We start from the raw sequence: 795 nt of genomic DNA, 5'->3' as shown, positions 1-795 counted from the left end.
AGGCCGCCGCGACCGCGACAACCGCGCCGGCCTGCGGCTGTCCTCCGGCCACGGCCCGCACCGCCGCCAGCCCGAGCAGGCCGACGAGCAGCAGGTGCAGGCACCAGGTCAGCACCCGGCTGGTCGGGGTCAAGGCAGGAGCGGCGGCGTTCACAGTGCGTCCAGGCTACGGAGCCGCGGCCCGAACCACCTCTATCGAAAGAGGGAACCGGCGCGCCGTCGTCCGGCCCGGGAAGTGCCGTCCGCCGCCGGATGCCCCGCCGGGGTGCCGGGGGCGAGGGTGGAGCCGTACCCCGCTCCCCGCCGGAAAGGACAGTCCGAGGCCGTGTTCGTCGCCTGGAGAGACCTGAAGTTCGCCAAGGGGCGGTTCGCCCTGATGGGGACCGTCATCGTGCTGATCACCCTGCTCGTCGGCCTGTTGTCCGGCCTGACCGCCGGCCTCGGCGAGCAGAACGTCTCCGCCGTCACCGGCCTGCCCGCCGACGAGATCGTCTTCGCCGGCGGCCAAAAGCCGTCGTACGCCGACTCCGCGGTCACCGACGCGCAGTGGCGGCGGTGGTCGGCCGCGCCGGGCGTCACCAGCGCCGAACCGTTGGGCATCACCACCACCAAGGCCACCGCCGCCGGCCGGAGCTCCGGTGTCTCGGTCTTCGGCGTCCGGCCCGGATCCGCCCTCGCGCCGGACAGCGCGAAGCTCACCGGGGCCGACGCGGTCCTGTCCGGGCCGGCCGCCGCCGAGCTAGGCGTCCGGGCCGGCGACCGCGTCACCCTGGCCGGACGGCCGCTGACCGTGGC

General features: G+C 75.2%; 1 protein-coding gene. It reads left to right on the top strand.

The window, feature by feature from the left end; all coding sequences use genetic code 11:
• Positions 1-325 precede the first annotated feature (325 nt).
• Positions 326-795 (top strand): ABC transporter permease (locus G3I65_RS01320; protein WP_375336658.1); only part of this gene is annotated, 470 nt, incomplete at its 3' end.

Origin of the sequence: Amycolatopsis sp. SID8362, assembly GCF_010550475.1 — a bacterium.
GTDB lineage: Bacteria > Actinomycetota > Actinomycetes > Mycobacteriales > Pseudonocardiaceae > Amycolatopsis > Amycolatopsis eburnea.
The sequence above is the reverse complement of the archived record's forward strand: the minus strand, read 5'-3'. Positions and strand labels throughout refer to the sequence as shown.